At 57.6% G+C, this 16,341-nt stretch carries 16 protein-coding genes; 9 read left to right on the top strand and 7 right to left on the bottom strand.

Annotation, left to right across the window (positions count from 1 at the left end):
• Nucleotides 1-8: 8 nt before the first annotated feature.
• The 3 genes from IBX51_RS02295 to IBX51_RS02305 all read right to left on the bottom strand — a co-directional run bounded on the left by IBX51_RS02295 (nucleotide 9) and on the right by IBX51_RS02305 (nucleotide 1,725).
• Nucleotides 9-908 (bottom strand): haloalkane dehalogenase, encoded by a 900-nt coding sequence (locus IBX51_RS02295; RefSeq protein ID WP_291828306.1) that lies wholly within the window; start codon nucleotides 906-908, stop codon nucleotides 9-11.
• A gap of 122 nt (nucleotides 909-1,030) precedes the next feature.
• Complete coding sequence (locus IBX51_RS02300) at nucleotides 1,031-1,279, bottom strand: hypothetical protein (RefSeq protein WP_291828307.1); 249 nt, start codon at nucleotides 1,277-1,279, stop codon at nucleotides 1,031-1,033.
• A 95-nt stretch (nucleotides 1,280-1,374) separates the two neighbouring features.
• Nucleotides 1,375-1,725: a hypothetical protein gene (locus IBX51_RS02305; protein WP_291828310.1), complete on the bottom strand. Its 351-nt coding sequence runs from the start codon at nucleotides 1,723-1,725 to the stop codon at nucleotides 1,375-1,377.
• A 135-nt stretch (nucleotides 1,726-1,860) separates the two neighbouring features.
• Between IBX51_RS02305 and IBX51_RS02310 the strand changes: the two genes are divergently transcribed.
• Nucleotides 1,861-2,952, top strand: coding sequence for an AI-2E family transporter (locus IBX51_RS02310; RefSeq protein ID WP_291828312.1), 1,092 nt, complete (start codon nucleotides 1,861-1,863; stop codon nucleotides 2,950-2,952).
• Between the two features lie 66 nt (nucleotides 2,953-3,018).
• Here the strand turns inward: IBX51_RS02310 and ilvD are convergent, their stop codons facing one another.
• Nucleotides 3,019-4,854 (bottom strand): dihydroxy-acid dehydratase, encoded by a 1,836-nt coding sequence (gene ilvD, locus IBX51_RS02315; protein WP_291828314.1) that lies wholly within the window; start codon nucleotides 4,852-4,854, stop codon nucleotides 3,019-3,021.
• A gap of 151 nt (nucleotides 4,855-5,005) precedes the next feature.
• On the opposite strand from ilvD, the gene IBX51_RS02320 reads away from it, so the two are divergent.
• Nucleotides 5,006-6,259, top strand: coding sequence for an HDOD domain-containing protein (locus IBX51_RS02320; protein WP_291828316.1), 1,254 nt, complete (start codon nucleotides 5,006-5,008; stop codon nucleotides 6,257-6,259).
• Between the two features lie 45 nt (nucleotides 6,260-6,304).
• The gene (locus IBX51_RS02325; protein ID WP_367166333.1) at nucleotides 6,305-6,883 is read left to right on the top strand and encodes an LON peptidase substrate-binding domain-containing protein; all 579 of its coding nucleotides are present in this window, start codon (nucleotides 6,305-6,307) and stop codon (nucleotides 6,881-6,883) included.
• On the opposite strand, the gene IBX51_RS02330 is transcribed toward IBX51_RS02325, so the two are convergent.
• Genes IBX51_RS02330 through IBX51_RS02340 form a run of 3 tightly spaced genes read right to left on the bottom strand, consistent with a single transcriptional unit; the run spans nucleotide 6,880 to nucleotide 10,339 of the window.
• Nucleotides 6,880-8,331 carry a VTT domain-containing protein gene (locus IBX51_RS02330; protein ID WP_291828319.1) on the bottom strand — a complete coding sequence of 484 codons (1,452 nt, stop codon included), beginning with the start codon at nucleotides 8,329-8,331 and terminating at the stop codon, nucleotides 6,880-6,882. The two genes, IBX51_RS02325 and IBX51_RS02330, sit on opposite strands and share 4 nt — an antisense overlap.
• On the bottom strand, nucleotides 8,328-9,326 hold the full coding sequence (locus IBX51_RS02335; protein WP_291828321.1) for a GGDEF domain-containing protein: 999 nt from the start codon (nucleotides 9,324-9,326) through the stop codon (nucleotides 8,328-8,330). The genes IBX51_RS02330 and IBX51_RS02335 overlap by 4 nt, the downstream gene beginning before the upstream one ends.
• Nucleotides 9,323-10,339 carry a GGDEF domain-containing protein gene (locus IBX51_RS02340; RefSeq protein ID WP_291828323.1) on the bottom strand — a complete coding sequence of 339 codons (1,017 nt, stop codon included), beginning with the start codon at nucleotides 10,337-10,339 and terminating at the stop codon, nucleotides 9,323-9,325. Before IBX51_RS02340 ends, IBX51_RS02335 begins: the two co-directional genes overlap by 4 nt.
• 135 nt (nucleotides 10,340-10,474) lie before the next feature.
• Here IBX51_RS02340 and IBX51_RS02345 point away from each other — a divergent pair, with 135 nt between their 5' ends.
• The 6 genes from IBX51_RS02345 to rodA all read left to right on the top strand — a co-directional run bounded on the left by IBX51_RS02345 (nucleotide 10,475) and on the right by rodA (nucleotide 16,326).
• On the top strand, nucleotides 10,475-11,731 hold the full coding sequence (locus tag IBX51_RS02345; RefSeq protein WP_291828325.1) for a glutamate-5-semialdehyde dehydrogenase: 1,257 nt from the start codon (nucleotides 10,475-10,477) through the stop codon (nucleotides 11,729-11,731).
• Nucleotides 11,732-11,735: 4 nt separating this feature from the next.
• Nucleotides 11,736-12,386 carry a nicotinate-nucleotide adenylyltransferase gene (gene nadD, locus IBX51_RS02350; RefSeq protein ID WP_291828327.1) on the top strand — a complete coding sequence of 217 codons (651 nt, stop codon included), beginning with the start codon at nucleotides 11,736-11,738 and terminating at the stop codon, nucleotides 12,384-12,386.
• 70 nt (nucleotides 12,387-12,456) lie between these two features.
• Nucleotides 12,457-12,807, top strand: coding sequence for a ribosome silencing factor (gene rsfS / locus IBX51_RS02355; protein WP_291828329.1), 351 nt, complete (start codon nucleotides 12,457-12,459; stop codon nucleotides 12,805-12,807).
• Between the two features lie 2 nt (nucleotides 12,808-12,809).
• On the top strand, nucleotides 12,810-13,280 hold the full coding sequence (gene rlmH, locus IBX51_RS02360; RefSeq protein ID WP_291828331.1) for a 23S rRNA (pseudouridine(1915)-N(3))-methyltransferase RlmH: 471 nt from the start codon (nucleotides 12,810-12,812) through the stop codon (nucleotides 13,278-13,280).
• Between the two features lie 8 nt (nucleotides 13,281-13,288).
• Nucleotides 13,289-15,184, top strand: a complete 1,896-nt coding sequence (gene mrdA, locus IBX51_RS02365) for a penicillin-binding protein 2 (protein WP_291828333.1) — start codon at nucleotides 13,289-13,291, stop codon at nucleotides 15,182-15,184.
• Complete coding sequence (gene rodA / locus IBX51_RS02370; RefSeq protein WP_291828335.1) at nucleotides 15,184-16,326, top strand: rod shape-determining protein RodA; 1,143 nt, start codon at nucleotides 15,184-15,186, stop codon at nucleotides 16,324-16,326. Before mrdA ends, rodA begins: the two co-directional genes overlap by 1 nt.
• Nucleotides 16,327-16,341: the final 15 nt, after the last annotated feature.

Below are 16,341 nucleotides of genomic sequence, written 5' to 3' on the forward strand. Positions count from 1 at the left end.
GGAGGTTGTCAGGCGGCTATTTCAGCTTTCAGGGCGTCGAGAATCACGCGGGCGAACTCTCGGGGGGAGTCTTCCTGGAGGAAGTGGCCGCCTCGCAAGGTGATGTGGGGCTGGCCCAAAGCGCCGGGAATGCGACGCTGCATGTGGCGATCACCACCCCGGGTGATTGGGTCGCCATTGCTGAAACAAGTGATAAACGGTTTGCGCCACTTTTCCAGCGTTCGCCAGGCTTCGCGGTTGGCGGCGCTTGCCGGGTCGTGCGGCGAAACCGGCACCAGCGCCGGGAACGCTCGGGCACCGGCTTTGAATTCGGCATTCGGGAAGGGCGCCTCGTAGGCGGCCATTTCATTGGCGCTCAGGGTGCGTTCGGTGCCCAGCTGAATGATCCGGGCCACCGGGAACCAGGGGCTGTGGCAGGCGAAGGCTTTCCAGGCCCGGAACACCGCAGGCGCGGGCAGATCCCCGGTGGGTAGCATGCCGTTGCCAACGATGATTCTGCTGAAGCGTCGATGATGCTCTGCGGCCAACCTGAGCCCAAGCAACGATCCCCAATTCTGGCAAACCAGTGTGATATTCTGGAGCTCCAGAGCGTCGATCCAGCGAGTCAGCCAGGTCATATGATTGTCGTAGCTGTAATCGGTCACATCGGCCGGTTTGTCAGACTTTCCAAAGCCAATCAGGTCCGGCGCCAGCACCCGGTAGCCCGCACTGGCCACCGTCGGGATCATATGACGGTACAGGTAAGACCAGGAGGGTTCGCCATGCAACATGATAACCGGGGCCGCGTTGCGGGGGCCTTCATCGACGAAGTGCATCCGCAGGCCGGGCCCGACGTCCTGATAGTTTGCTTTGAAGGGGTAATCCGGAAGGCCTGTGAAGCGGGCTTCGTCGGTTCTCAGAATACGCATGCCATCGACTGTCCTGACTGATTGGTTGCGTGACTGTCGTAACAACAATCTTCAGAAGTCAGAATAAATCAGATCGAAGATTTGTGTGTTTGAGTTGCGTAACAGTGCGTTGCCAGTTTGAATCAGGATGCGATTCCAAAGACGCGCTCAGGGTTTTCAACCCGGGCCAAGGCGTCGTCACAGCAGTTTACGGCACCGCAGTCGTCGGCAGAGCACAGGCCGATGGTATTGCACTGAATATCCAGGTAGTTGTCACCCTGATTGCCGAAAATCCGGTTACGGGAAAGGGTAGACTGGCAGTGTCCACACAGCAGTGTGGGTAGCGCGCTGCCCTGCGCAAGAATGGCGTGGTAGTGGGTGTTGTCTGTCATAAATTCCTCCTGATACCACGAATATGGCGGCTAAATGTGACGTTTCAAAGTCTCTGCCGTGGCTTTTTGAATTTTAAGTTCAGGGGGTATACGTATCAGGCATCAGGATCGACCACGGGGCGGCGGTTTGAGCGTTTGTCTTCCCAGTCCAGATTTTTGGGGTCATACCAGCCGAGCTTTTCCAGAACTTTTTGGCGAGTGAATCGGGAGAGGGTGGGCCACAGTTCCTGGAAGTCTTCGAGGCCTTTGTCACGATGCCGTTGTTGTTTGCTGCGCAGGCGATTGAGAATGCGCGGCAAATGCAAGGCTTCGCCGAGCTGGCCCGGAACGAGAACCTCTTGTCCCATCACTTTGCGGCGGTGTGTGCGAGCAGCCAGAACCTTCTGAAGTTCTGCTGCTGCCTCAAGGGCGGTTTCAACCGTAAATGTATCTGAATCCAACAACATAACCTGTAATTGGCTGATCGTTAGCCTGCCACTATATCCTGAAGTTGGCTACAGTGGCCACGCTGTCGTGTTAGGCTGTTTTTCCGCAACAATTGCATCGTCGATAGACGCTGATCGCATCGGGATTTAATGATTATGTACGCAAAACTTGAGACAAGGACTTTTCTGGCGATGCTGGTGGGCGTTTCCATTGCCTTTGCGTTGTTGATGAAACCATTTTTTGGGCCAATATTCTGGGCAATCGCGATCGCACTGATCTTCTATCCGGTGCAGCAATGGCTAACCCGAACGCTTGGCCCCAGGCGAAACCTCAATGCCATCATCACGCTGCTTATTTGCGTCATCATCGTTGTGATTCCTGTGTTGGGTCTGGGCGCGGCTCTCATTACAGAGGGCGTTGGCCTGTACCAGAAGATCCAGAGCGGCGATATTCGCCCGGGTGAGTACATCGATCAGATTAATCAGTCATTTCCTGCGATTCAGGCATTTCTCGGGCAGTTTGATGTCAATTTTTCGGAATTTCGTGACCGCGCGGTTAACGCCTTTTTGGGCGGAAGCCAGTTTCTTGCCAAGCAGGCGCTTGGCATAGGCCAGAATACGTTTCAGTTTTTCCTCGGCTTGGCGTTGATGGTCTACCTGGCGTTCTTTTTGATCAGAGATGGTCAGCAGTTAGTGGAGCTGCTTATCAAAGCGTTGCCGCTGGGGGATGAGCGCGAGCGACTGCTGTTCGCCAAGTTTGCTGAAGTTACCCGTGCAACCGTAAAAGGTAACTTGCTGATTGCCATCATTCAGGGTGCCCTGGGTGGCCTGATTTTCTGGATACTGGGTGTCAAGGGGGCGCTGCTGTGGGGCGTGGTAATGGCCATTTTCTCTCTGTTGCCGGCGGTTGGTGCCTCCATTGTCTGGGTGCCGTTGGCCGTTTACCTTGCCGCCGTTGGCGATGTAGTGCCTGCCGTAATCCTGTCGGTTTACGGTATGGTGATTATTGGCCTGGCAGATAATGTGCTGCGCCCGATTTTGGTGGGCCGTGATACCAAAATGCCGGATTATCTGGTGCTGTTATCCACCTTTGGTGGCCTTGTCATGTTCGGCATCAACGGCTTTGTGATGGGGCCGCTGGTGGCCGCACTGTTTATGGCGTTCTGGGGGATATTCATTCGGGAGTTCAGTGAGGAAGCCCAGTCTGACGCCACGGAAACTGCACCAGATTCAGAACAGCGAGATTAGACCGGATCATAACAAAAAGGCCGCCCTGCATAAGCTGGGCGGCCTTTTTGTTTTCATCAGCGGTGGTCAGTCCAGTTTGGAAAGATCCCTGACCGCGCCTTTGTCGGCGCTGGTGGCCAACAGCGCGTACGCTTTCAGCGCAGCGGATACTTTCCGGTCGCGCGGCAGCTCAGGTTTCCAGCCCTTGGCATCCCGGGCCTGGCGCCGCTGCTCGAGCTCGTCATGGCTGATCTGCAGGTTGATCGAGCGCTCCGGAATGTTGATCAGGATGGTGTCACCATCTTCGATCAGACCGATGGCGCCGCCGGCAGCGGCCTCCGGTGAAGCGTGGCCAATGGACAGGCCGGAAGTGCCACCGGAAAAGCGGCCGTCGGTCAGCAGCGCGCAGTCCTTGCCCAGCCCCTTCGATTTAAGGTAACTGGTCGGGTACAGCATTTCCTGCATGCCAGGGCCGCCCCGGGGGCCCTCGTAGCGAATGATCACGACGTCACCGGGTTTAACCTCATCGCCCAGAATGCCGGCAACGGCCGCGTCCTGGCTTTCAAACACCCGGGCCTTGCCTTCAAACACGTAAATGCTTTCATCCACGCCGGCGGTTTTCACCACGCAGCCATCCCGGGCGATGTTGCCGAACAGCACGGCCAGGCCGCCTTCGGATGAATAGGCATTTTCAACCGAACGGATGCAGCCGTCCTCGCGGTCGCCGTCCAGACTGGGCCAGCGTGTGGACTGGCTGAAAGCGGTCTGGGTGGGGATGCCGGCTGGGCCGGCTTTATAGAATTCGATCACTTCGGGGGTGGGTGAGCGCATGATGTCCCACAGCTCGAGAGCCTCTTTCATGGTTTTGCTGTGCACGGTTGGCAGGTCGGCGTTGATCAGGCCACCGCGCTCCAGCTCGCCCAAGATGCCCATAATGCCGCCAGCCCGATGAACATCCTCCATGTGGTATTTGGGGGAGTTGGGGGCGACTTTGCACAGCTGCGGGATCTTTCTCGACAATTGGTCAATCTCAGCCAGGGTGAACTCAACCCCGCCTTCCTGAGCTGCCGCCAGCAGGTGCAAAATGGTATTGGTGGAGCCACCCATGGCGATGTCCATGACCATGGCATTTTCAAAGGCAGGCAGCGAGGCAATGCTGCGGGGCAGCACGCTGGCGTCATCGTGTTCGTAAAAGCGTTTGGCATTCGCCACAATTTGGCGACCGGCCTCCAGAAACAGTTGTTCACGGTCTGCGTGGGTGGCCAGCAGGGAGCCATTGCCGGGCAGCGCAAGGCCGATGGCTTCTGTCAGGCAGTTCATCGAGTTAGCGGTAAACATGCCGGAGCAGGAGCCGCATGTCGGGCAGGCGCTGCGCTCGTATTCTGCGACCTTTTCGTCGCTGGCGCTGGGGTCTGCAGCGATGACCATGGCATCCACCAGGTCAAGTTTGTGCTCAGACAGCTTGGTTTTACCGGCCTCCATCGGGCCACCGGAAACGAAAATGGTGGGAATGTTCAGGCGCATGGCGGCCATCAGCATGCCCGGAGTGATCTTGTCGCAGTTGGAAATGCACACCAGCGCGTCGGCGCAGTGGGCGTTCACCATGTATTCCACAGAGTCGGCGATGATCTCTCGGGAGGGCAGCGAATAGAGCATACCGTCGTGGCCCATGGCGATGCCGTCATCCACCGCAATGGTGTTGAACTCTTTGGCAACGCCACCGGCGGCTTCGATTTCGCGGCAGACCAGCTGGCCCAGGTCTTTCAGGTGAACGTGGCCAGGTACAAACTGGGTGAAGGAGTTGGCGACGGCGATGATCGGCTTGCCGAAGTCGTCATCTTTCATGCCAGTGGCGCGCCAGAGCGCCCTGGCACCGGCCATGTTGCGGCCAGCAGTTGACGTGTGGGAACGGTACTGGGGCATGGTGAGCAGCTATCTCCGTGATTATCTGGTTGCAGGGAATGCAGAGAATAACAGATTCAACGCTGGTCGCATGGCTGTTTTGCGGGTGGGTGTTTACAATACGTAACAAGTAGCAAGATATTTTCCAATCGATTACCAGGGGAGTTTGTTTATGGGAGGCCAGGAAAGCCTGCCGCTGCGTCGTCTGAAGGACTTCCAGCCATTGGGCCGGTTGACCGACGATCAGCTAGTTTTGCTTGCCAGCCGGGCTGAACGCAGAACCCACGGGCCCGGACAACGAGTGATGGAACGAGGGGTACGGGATGGCCTGGATTATTTCCTGATCGCCGGAAAAATCGAGCTGGAGTCTGTAGATGGTCGCAAAACCGTCATCGAGGCAGAGACCGAAAAAGCGGTGAACCCCATCGCTCGGCTACAGCCCAGAATGTACGAGGTGACCGCCGTAAAGGCTTGCGAGTTTCTGGTGATTGAGCAGGAGGTTCTTAACCAGATGCTCCGGGCAGCCCCTGTGGCTCAGGTCGAGATGGCCTCTGGTGATGGCGGTGCGGATGAGAGCGAAGAGCATCACTTGCTCATGGAGTTTTACGCCGAGCTTCGGTCGAATCAGCTCAAATTACCGAGTGTGCCTGACGTCGCCTGGAAAGTCCGGAGGGTAGTAGATCGCGAGGATTCCACCGCCATGGAAGTTGCTAACGCGGTTTCCGCCGACCCTGCGATGGCTGCGAAGCTGGTCCGCTCTTGCAACAGCCCGCTCTACCGCGGTTTTAGCGACGTACGTAACGTGCGTGAATCGGTGGTCAGGTTGGGTATGAAAACCACCCGACAACTGGTGACGGTCTTTGCGATGCGCGAAGTGTTCAAAACCCGTCGGGCGTCTTTGCAGGCGGAAATGGAGCAATTGTGGCGGCATTCCAGAGAGGTGGCCGCCCTGTGTTGGGTATTGGCCGACCATGCCACTCGCATAGATCCGGAAGAGGCTCTGCTGGCAGGCTTGCTACACGATATCGGCATCGTCCCGGTGTTGGTGCAGGCAGAGCATCATGTCAACCTGTTCGCGGATGAGAAAAACCTGCAACATGCCATGGCGGAACTCCGCGCCGACGTGGGTTGCGCCGTGCTTGAGAACTGGGAGTTCCCGGCATCGTTTGTGCAGGCGGCCCGGCATGCCGAAGACTGGCACTATGAATGCCGGGAGTCGGCACCTCAATTGGTTGATGTTGTGATCGTGGCGCAGTTGCATTCCATGATTGGATCCAGCCAGAATGCTGGCTTGCCCGCCTTCGATCAGGTTCCTGCCTGGCGTCGGCTGGGAGAGTTGGATCTTAACGCATCCCGAAGCCTGAATCTGTTAAGTGAGGCTCGGAGCCGGGTGGATGAGGTTCAAAAGCTCCTGTCGATCCGATGACCTACATCCCGTTCCGGAGTTGGCCTTCCAGTGAATGAAACCATTATGAATGTTCCCCTGTTTCCTCTGAATTCCATTGTTTTGCCCGGGGGGCGCATTCCCCTCCAGCTGTTTGAGCCTCGGTACATCGATATGTTGTCCCGATGCATGAGGGAGGATCGTGGGTTTGTTGTCGTGCTATTGCGCGACGGCGCAGAAACGGCCAGTAAAGCCGCATTCTACGATGTCGGTACTTATGTCCGGATTATCGATTTTCAGCAACTGGATAATGGCCTGCTGGGGATCACGGTTGAAGGTGAGCGGAAGGTGTCCGTCGTGCGAAGCTGGCAGCAGGACGACGGTCTGAACCTGGGCGATGTGGAATGCTTGATTGCTGAAGCGGAAAGCGTGGTGCCAGAGCGTTACCACGAGTTGCCATCGGTGTTGCGGGCCTTGTTCCGGCATCCGGTGGTAAATGATCTGGGTATGGATGTGGACTATGAAGACGCCCGGCACGTAGGCTGGCGATTAACCGAACTGTTGCCGTTGGACAAACAGGAAAAGCAGAGGCTGGCAGAACTGCAAGATCCGCTGAAGCGACTGGACCGGCTATTAGAGCTGCTTGAGGCACTTGAGCAGAACTAGAACAGCGGCCGACAAGCGACGCTGGCGGTATTCCATTGCATAGCCAGGTAGCCTGCTGAAAATGCCAGCCAAAGCGCGACCGCGACCCAGGTGCAGGCGTCCGCCCAAATTGGTACGCGGTCATAGCGACTGTAACTTGCCCGTATTGCGCCGGTGATCACCAGTCCGAGTAAGAACCCGCCAAGCACGTCGGTAAACCAGTTTGTGCCCAAATAGAGCTGGCTTAGCCCGATCGGAATCAATGGTAATGACAGCAAGACGTAGGTTTGCCAGCGTTGCTTTTTGCGACTTTCACCGGCGATAAAGCTGGCGGCCATAGTCACCAGAACCGTCGCGCCTGTGGCCTGAGCGCTGGGGAAAGTGCCGGAGGTCGGGGGTTTCAGTAATGGGCTCGGGCCCTCAAACGGCAGGCCGGTTTTCAGAAGCCAGACGCTGACCAGGCTCAGCAGGGCCGCACCGGCAATGTGCAACGCAGCGGCGTAATAACCGCGAAAGGCAAGCACCAGGGTCGCCATAAGGGCCGCACTCAACAGAACCGGTGGATCGCCCAGTAGCGTGGCCGCCGCAGCCGGAATGTCCAGCAGGGGTTGTCGTAGTGCATCAAACCAGCTTGAGACCAGTTGATTGAATTCGTAGGTCCGGCGACTGAAGTTGACCACCTGAGTCAGAATCAGGAGCATCGCCAGCGCAGCGGCGGCCATGACGATGGAAGGCAGCGGGAACTCACCTTTGCGAGAGGGTCTTTCGTTGGTGTACAGCCGCCAGAAGCGATGGGTGGTGTCGTACCGGGTCATGCGGGATTCCAGCCAGCGATACGGCCTGCTGCCTTCACCAACGCCAAGGCGGAACTGAAGCACCACAACATAGAGCACGACCAGAATGGCGGCGCTGACAGCTATAACCGGGTAAAAGTGAGGAGGTGGTTCGATCTCGCTGGCCAGTGCGCTGCCGATGGCATAGCCTGGCAGCACATAGACCAGCGCCCAGCCCACGGCGGAGATCAGATTGAAGCTGAGAAAACGTCGCCAGGACATGTGTAAGGCGCCGGCAATCAGCGGTATGACCGGGCGAATCGGTCCTATAAAACGCCCGGCAATCACGCTTTTGCCGCCGTGCGCGTTGAAAAAGGTTTCCCCTCGGGTGACGAGTCCCGGGTATCGGGTGAAGGGCCAGACGGAATGCAGGCGGCCTTTGACATAGCGACCTATCGCAAAGCTTATGGCATCGCCGATCACCGCGCCCAGCCCCGCCCACAACAATGCCTCTGACAGTGGCATGCCTGACTTTCCAGCCAGAGCAGCAAACCCGAACAGCATGGCAACTCCCGGCACGATCAGGCCGGCAATGGCGATCGATTCGACCATCGCTGTGGCGAACAGTGCCAGAATCAGCCAGCCTGGATTGTCGCCTACCCAGGCAGCAGCGTCTGCTAACCAGGTTTCTGTCATGCCTCGATAGATTCTCCCGGACTGAACCAGGCGGAATCCATGCCGCGTTTGCGGGCTTCATGTATTGCCTGATTTGCCCGGTTGCGCAGTGAGGCCGTGCTGGTATCGCCGTTGCCGCGCGTAGTGCAGCCAAGACTGACCGACGTTCTGCCAATGCCGGGCCATTCATGTTCGCCAATGGTTCTGCGGATCCGTTCAGCAATCACGCGAACGCCCTCCTCGGGGGTGAAGGGCAGGATCAGAAAAAATTCTGATTCGTTGAGCGTGTACAGGGTGTCGCCGGCGCGGATAACGCCGAATAAGTGCTCGGTAACCTGTCTGAACAAGCGTTGTAAGCCGGGTTTGCCATGGAGATCGCGCACTTCGTCCGCATAGTCCAGGCTGAGGTTGATCACCGACAGTGGGTGGCCGGTGGCGATCGCACGGCTGATTTCTTTCTGCAGGGTTTCATCAAGAAAGCGCGAATTGTGGGCGCCGGTCACCGGGTCGGTAATGGCCAGATCTTCGGCTGACTGGGCGATGTTGTCGTAGTGCCAAATGTAGAGCGCAACCACCACCAGCAGCAGGATAAGGCCTGCGGAGACGATCAGCGCGGTTGCACCCGGAGTTGTAATCCAGACCTTGCCAACCACCGGAATCAACAGCAGCGCGGAAAGTCCGAGCCCCCGTCGTAAAGGCAAGATCAGCAAGTTAAGAGCCAGTAATGGCATGGCCCAGTGAATAACGCCCGGGCTGTCCAGAGCAAGAATGGCCGCGACCAGGCCGCTGTTCAGGCCGGCAAGAATCAGGAGGTGACCCGACGCTGACAATTGCTGGCGGCGGCATACCAGGGTGTATATCAGACCAGAAAGCAGCAGGCCGGTCATCACCAGAGCCAGATAGAACAGCTCATAGAAGCCATAGCGAAGGTTTTGTAGTGCCAGCGTAAAGATGAAAATGGCGGTCAGGCCGTATCCGAAGCTGTGTGTCCAGGTTCTCAAGCGTGTTTCTGTCATGACGACCTGTCCTGCCGGCCTGCGGAATGTTGTACATCCGAATGTACCCAATTGCTGTAAGCCTGGGTGCGGTTACCACCTTGCTGCTGTGCACGCCGGAGCGCATTGGCTGCGCTTTGCTGCAGACTGTCTGCATCGTCGCCGATATTCAGGCCGGAAATGCCGGTGCTGACGGTCAGTTTCATGCCGTGAGACTCCAGCAGTTTGCAAAGGCCGATGCGTATTGTCTCGGCACTCATGGCGGCCCCCGACGTGTTAATGCCGGGGAGGATAACCAGGAATTGAAGGTCGGCAACTCGATAATAGGTGTCAAAGTCCCGGAGCTGAGAATGCAGATAACGGCCAATCCTTGGCAAAATGGCACGAATGTCTTCGTCGGGGTCGTTGTCACTGAGGTGAGTGTCGAGGCCAATCATCATTACCGACATGTCAGTGCCTTCGCGTTCGCTGCGCTGAATTTCTTTGTGCAGGTCGGCAGACAGGTATTCCCGGCTGGCGGCCTGGGTGAGTTCGTCGGTGCGTCGCAACGGCGCCAGTTGTCGGGTTTTGTAATCACGCAGAAAGATCAGCAATGCCGAGAGCAGGGTGGTCAGCACAAACGCGCTGATCATCTGATGGCGGTCAGGAAGCACAACCGCCCATTGGGTGCTGATCAAAATGGCAAACGTCAACAGAACCGTGGTTAGCGCCGCCACATGGGTGGGCATCAGGGCGAAGGTGATCAGCGGTAATGCATAGAGCCAGTGGCTGAGAGCCCAGGGACCAACCCACAGAGCGGTCAGCAGTGCCAGGGTCAGGATAACAAAGCAGGCGATTCTCAAGCGACGCCAGAGCAGCGGGTGGGGTTTGTTGCTGTTAGCCTTGGTTGCGAGGCTGATGCCGGCAGCGGCTGCCGCACTAACGGCTGCCAGTGGCTCTCCCAGTAACAGGCAAAGCGCGCTGGTAATTGCCAGGATAATAAAGCCGGCCCGTGCGAGCCTGCCTGGCAAGAATTTTTCAGCCGACTGGGGCATGTTTCTATCCTTTGCTGACGCATCCATTTGAATCTGTGCAGCGCTATAATAGTCGTTTGGGATGCGGACTTGAAACGGGAAAGGTAAAGTATCGGTCTTGTTCCGGATTCAGCTTGCAACTATAAAGGTATTCCAATGGATGTAGCAGCCTACATGGCAGAGCTTGGCCAGCAGGCGCGTGCCGCGGCCCGCAAAGTGGCCCGCTCAACCACAGCCGTGCGCAATCAGGCCCTGTTGGCGACGGCCAGCGCCCTGGGTGACGCTCGACAGGAGCTTGTTCGGGCCAATCAGAAAGATCTCGACGCTGGCCGTTCCAATGGTCTGGACGATGCCATGCTGGATCGTCTGGAACTTACGGAGGCGCGCATAGACGCCATGATTGAAGGCCTGGCTCAGGTCGCCGGGCTGCCGGACCCGGTCGGGGTCATTACCGACATGACCTATCGTCCTTCTGGTATCCAGGTTGGCAAGATGCGGGTGCCGCTGGGCGTGATCGGCATCATTTATGAATCCCGGCCCAACGTCACCGTTGAGGCAGCCAGCTTGTGTCTGAAGTCCGGTAACGCAACCATTTTGCGTGGTGGCTCTGAGGCCATCCACTCGAATCAGGCCATTGCCGAGTGTCTGGCTTCGGGGCTGGCTTCTGTCGGTTTGCCGAAAGCGGCGGTGCAGGTGGTGGCAACCACCGATCGAGCTGCTGTTGGCGAGCTGATCACCATGCCCCAGTACGTTGATGTGATTGTCCCCAGGGGCGGCAAGGGACTGATCGAGCGGATCAGCCGGGATGCCAGAGTGCCCGTCATCAAACACCTGGACGGTGTTTGCCATGTGTACATCGACAGCCACGCCGATCCCGAAAAGGCGTTGAAGGTGGCCGTTAATGCCAAAACTCACCGTTATGGCACCTGCAACACCATGGAAACCCTGCTGGTGGATCAGGAAATTGCCGGGGATATGCTGCCTCTGCTGGCGGCAGAGTTTGTCGCCAAGGGTGTGGAGCTTCGTGGTTGCGAGCGCACCTGTGCGATCGTGAGCGGTCTTGTGGCGGCCACCGAGGACGACTGGCATGCCGAATACCTGGCACCGGTATTGGCGGTTCGGGTTGTTGATGGTCTGGACGGGGCCATTGAGCACATCAATCATTACAGCTCTCAGCACACAGACAGCATCATCACTGAAAACTACACCCGGGCCCGCCGTTTCCTGACCGAGGTGGATTCGAGTTCCGTCATGGTCAATGCGTCGACCCGATTTGCAGACGGCTTCGAGTACGGCTTGGGTGCAGAAATCGGCATCTCTACCGACAAGATTCACGCTCGTGGGCCGGTTGGTCTCGAAGGGCTGACGTCACAGAAGTACGTGGTGTTCGGTGACGGCCACGTTCGGGCCTGATCTCATGCATGTCATCTATGGCGGTACCTTTGACCCGGTTCATCATGGTCATCTTCGGCTTGGGCTCGAAATCTCGGACGCTCTGGCGGTGGACCGGGTGCATCTGTTGCCCTGTCATATCCCACCGCATCGGGGCAACACCGGGGCGACGTCTGAGCAGCGGCTTGAGCTGATCCGGCTGGCAATAAACGGCGAGCACCGGCTGTGTGTGGACGACCGGGAGCTGCATCGGGCCGGCGCGTCCTATACCGCGGACACGCTCCGCCAGTTGCGAGCAGAGTTGGGTCCGGAAATGCCGCTGGTTATGGTGGTGGGTACGGACGCCTTCGCCGCCTTTGATCGCTGGCGTGAGTGGGTGGATATCCCGGCGTTGGCTCATATTGTGGTGGTTCAGCGCCCGGGTGCGGGTATCCCTGTTGGCAGTCAGGCCGCCCGGTTGCTGGCTGAGCGCAGCGTGCCTGGCCCCGAAGCCCTGAGAGCAAGTCCTTGCGGCGCCATTCTGCAGCTGAATCCGCCCCTGCTGGACATTTCTGCAACGGGCATTCGCCAACGGATTGCCAGCGGTCGCTCCCCCCGCTACCTGACGCCAGACCCGGTGTGGCAAAGAATTCAGTCGCTCCGCCTGTATGGCGCGTGCCCTGCCGGGAACTTTTAGTGATACAATTGCGTTTGAATATCACTTATCGGGTGGCCGCTCTGGTCAGAGCCCGGAAAACAGGGTAATTATGCAGGCAGAACAACTGAAAGATCTGGTCGTAACCGCACTAGAAAACATCAAGGCACAGGATGTCAGCGTCATCGATGTCCGTGATCGTACCAGTGTTACTGATTACATGGTGCTTGCATCCGGTACCTCCAGCCGTCACGTTAAATCCTTGGCCGATTCTGTCGTCTCTGACGCCAAAGATCAGGGTGTAAAAGCAAATAACGTTGAGGGTGCGGGCGGTAGCGACTGGATTCTTGTGGATCTGGGCGACGTAGTGGTGCATCTGATGCTGCCTGCGGCCCGTGAATTCTACGACCTGGAGCGTTTCTGGCGTGATGCTCCGGACGTTGGTGCAGCAGGCAGCGAGTAAGCATGAAACTGCGTCTGATCTGTGTGGGGCAAAAAATGCCCGACTGGGTCAGTGCGGGGTATAACGATTATGCTCGGCGGATGCCGCCCGAGTTGCCCCTGGAACTGACTGAAATCCCCATGGCTCACCGGGGCAAAAACCCGGATATTCACCGGCTGATGCAGCGGGAGAGCGATGCGATTCTGGCCACCGTTGGCCAGCGCGATCGGGTGATTGCTCTGGAGGTCGGGGGTAAGGCCTGGTCGACGGAAAAACTGGCCAGCCAGCTGGAGAGCTGGCAGCAGGATGGTCAGGATGTCTGCTTTCTGGTGGGCGGCCCTGACGGGCTGGCAGACGCTTGCCGCCAGCGCGCCGATCAGCAATGGTCACTCTCTCCTCTTACTTTGCCTCATCCTCTGGTGCGAATTGTTCTGGCCGAACAGCTTTATCGTGCCTGGTCTATCACCCGCAACCACCCTTACCACCGGGCCTAGGAGTTCTTATGGCTTGGGGCGAGTTCAAGAACACCGCAGCCGAGCGCAGGCTGTTTCAGCGCCGCGCTCTGGTTATGCTGGTCCTGGTGCTGCTGACGATGCTCGGGCTATTGGCCCGTATGTACCAGCTACAAATTGTCGAGCACGACATCTACACGACCTTGTCTGACAAAAACCGGGTGCAGGTGCAATCGGTGCCGCCACCGCGGGGTTTGGTGTACGACAGAAGTAATCATCTGTTGGCAGAGAATCGGCCTGTGTTCAGCCTTGCCCTGGTGCCTGAGCGGGTTGAGGGTATGGACGCCACACTGGCGCGCCTTTCAGACATCCTCGACCTCGACGAGGGAGACGTGGAACGCTTTCAGCGTCGGTTGCAAGAGCGTCGTCGTCCCTTTCAGGAAATTCCTCTGAGTTACGATCTCAGTGAGGAAGAAATCGCCCGTCTGGCGGTTCATCGCCACGAATTTCCCGGTGTTGAGGTCAGGGCAGAGTTGGTGCGTTATTACCCTCACAGTGAGCTGACGGCCCACGCCCTTGGTTATGTCGGCAGAATTAACCGGGAAGAACTCCAGCGCATTGATCCGGTGAACTACGCCGGTACCAACTACATCGGAAAATCCGGAATCGAGCGATTCTACGAGCAAGTGCTGCACGGTACGGTCGGTTATCAGCATGTGGAAACCAACGCCCGAGGGCGAATTCTCAGAGTGTTGGAGCGCGTAAATCCGGTGCCGGGTGAAGACCTTCAACTGCACCTGGACCTCAGGCTCCAACGTAAAGCTCATGAACTGCTGGCGGGGCAGCGGGGCGCCATCATTGCGATTGAGCCGGACACTGGCGGTATCCTGGCGCTGGCCAGTGTGCCCAGTTTTGATGCGAACAAGTTCGTTACCGGTATCAGTGTGGACGATTATCGCAGCCTCAGTACCGACATCGACAAACCGTTATTCAATCGCGCGCTTCGCGGCCAGTACCCGCCCGGTTCTACGATAAAACCGATGATGGCGATCGCTGCCCTGGACAGTGGTGTAACAGACCGGGAAAGGCGAATCTGGGACCCCGGATACTTCCAGTTGCGTGAGGGCGGCCGGCGCTTCCGGAACTGGAACAGGTCTGGCGATGGCTGGGTGGACCTCAAGACGTCCATGGCACGCTCTAATGATGTGTACTTTTACACCGTCGGCGTTGAAATGGGCGTTGGTGTGATGTCGGAATACCTGGCGCATTTTGGCTTTGGTGAAGACGCCACTCTGGACGTGTCGGGTGCGCTCAGTGGCTTGTTGCCGTCGGCCGACTGGAAGCGAGGTGCCAGAAATGAGCCTTGGTACCCGGGGGACTCGGTGAATATGAGCATTGGTCAGGGTTTTTTCCTGTCGACACCCTTGCAGTTGGCCACGGCCACGGCTCTGGTTGCCAACCGCGGAGAGTGGGTCGAGCCACGGTTATTGAAAGACATTCGCGGTGATCGCCCCGTTGAGGCCTTTTTGCCCGAAACAACCCACGAACCGCTAAAACTTGAGAATCCTGACGACTGGGAATACGTGGTGGATACGATGGTCGAGGTTATGCACGGTGCGAGGGGTACTGCGCGTGCGGCAGGCCAGGGCGCCAGTTACCGGATGGCCGGGAAGACCGGAACCGCCCAGGTGTTTAGCCTCGGGCAAGATGAGGAATATGACGAAGAACAGATTCGGGAGCGTTTGCGGGACCACGCTCTGTTTGTCGGCTTTGCGCCGTCGGATAACCCCAAGATTGCGGTTGCCGTTATCGTCGAAAATGGCGGTGGTGGTAGTTCCACCGCGGCGCCGGTGGCTCGGGCTCTGTTTGACGCTTGGCTGGAAGAGTTTCCTGCCATGGATGAGCCTTCGGTGATCAGTCAGGTCAACGCCGAGGAGGCTCGCTGATGGCGTTTGGGAATTTGCTTAATAGCCCCGCCGATACCTACCTGACCCGCTCCAGGAGCGTGTGGGCCACTCTGCATTTAGACCCGCTTTTGTTGCTGATGCTGCTGCTGTTAATGGGATCTGGCTTGTTTGTGCTTTACAGCGGAGCGGACAGGAACATTGAGGTGGTTAAGGCTCAGGGTATCCGCTTTGGGGTTGCTCTGATTGTGATGTTTGTCTTTGCGCAGTTGGATCCAGCGGTTTTTCGGCGCTGGGCTCCCTGGCTTTATGTCGCCGGCATGATTGGCCTGGTTGCCGTTTTGCTGGTGGGCGTTGGTGCCAAGGGCGCTCAGCGGTGGTTGGCAATCCCGGGGTTGCCGCGGTTTCAGCCGTCGGAGTTGATGAAGCTGGTGGTGCCCATGATGGCGGCCTGGTACCTCTCCCGGCACTATTTGCCGCCCAGATTAACTCACGTGGCGCTTGGGTTGCTCATTGTGCTGGTACCGATGGCGCTGATTGTCCAGCAGCCCGATCTGGGCACTTCATTATTGGTTGGTATGGCCGGTATATTTGTTGTGTTTTTTGCCGGTATCAGCTGGAAGCTGATCGCCACGTTTTTTGCGCTAGTCTCTGTGTCGGCGCCCATGATGTGGTTTTTTGTGATGAGAGACTATCAGAAGCAGCGAGTGTTGACCTTGCTGGACCCGCAAAGTGATCCGCTCGGGGCTGGCTGGAACATCATTCAGTCCAAAACCGCTATCGGTTCTGGCGGTATGGACGGCAAAGGGTGGCTCCAGGGTACCCAATCACATCTGGAGTTCCTGCCGGAGAGCCATACCGATTTTATTGTTGCGGTATTGGCCGAGGAATTTGGTTTCGTCGGCATCATGCTGCTGATGGTCCTGTATTTTCTGATCATTCTAAGGTGCCTGTACATTGCTATGATGGCGCAAAATACGTTTAGCCGATTGCTGGCAGGCGCGCTGAGCATGACGTTCTTCATCTACGTTTTTGTGAATGTCGGCATGGTGAGTGGTTTGTTGCCAGTGGTTGGCGTACCTTTGCCCCTGATCAGCTACGGTGGCACGTCTGGGGTAACGTTGATGGCTGCGTTTGGGGTGCTGATGTCGATACACACTCATCGCCGCATGATCACAGCGTGACGCCTCGTCTGGATG

Source organism: Marinobacter sp., assembly GCF_014859525.1.
In the GTDB taxonomy this organism is placed as follows: domain Bacteria; phylum Pseudomonadota; class Gammaproteobacteria; order Pseudomonadales; family Oleiphilaceae; genus Marinobacter.